Source organism: Alkalicoccobacillus porphyridii (assembly GCF_007293315.1).
GTDB classification, from domain to species: Bacteria; Bacillota; Bacilli; order Bacillales; family Bacillaceae_D; genus Alkalicoccobacillus; species Alkalicoccobacillus porphyridii.
In genome coordinates, this window is the sequence record NZ_VLXZ01000326.1 from 1 (window position 1) to 252 (window position 252).

Consider the following 252-nt stretch of genomic DNA (forward strand, 5'->3'; position numbering starts at 1 on the left):
TTCGTCTGTTTCTACTGGTATTGGCACAAACCTGATTCCAATTTGAGCAAGGCTATGTGCCATCTCGATACTCGTTCTTAACTCAACAGAAGATGCTTTGTGCATACAGCCCCTCGTTTATTATTTATCTCCTCAGCCAGCCGCTGTGCTTTCAGTGGATTTCGGATAACAGAAAGGCCGGGAAATACCCAGCCTCGCTTTGTAACGGAGTAGACGAAAGTGATTGCGCCTACCCGGATATTATCGTGAGGA

General features: G+C 46.4%; 2 protein-coding genes. Both read right to left on the reverse strand.

Going from position 1 to position 252, the window contains the following annotated elements; all coding sequences use genetic code 11:
* Window positions 1-105 (reverse strand): DUF1382 family protein (locus FN960_RS24470; protein WP_143850844.1); only part of this gene is annotated, 105 nt, incomplete at its 3' end.
* Window positions 78-239 (reverse strand): DUF1317 family protein, encoded by a 162-nt coding sequence (locus FN960_RS22105; RefSeq protein ID WP_087899158.1) that lies wholly within the window; start codon window positions 237-239, stop codon window positions 78-80. The genes FN960_RS22105 and FN960_RS24470, both read right to left, overlap by 28 nt.
* Between the last annotated feature and the right edge of the window lie 13 nt (window positions 240-252).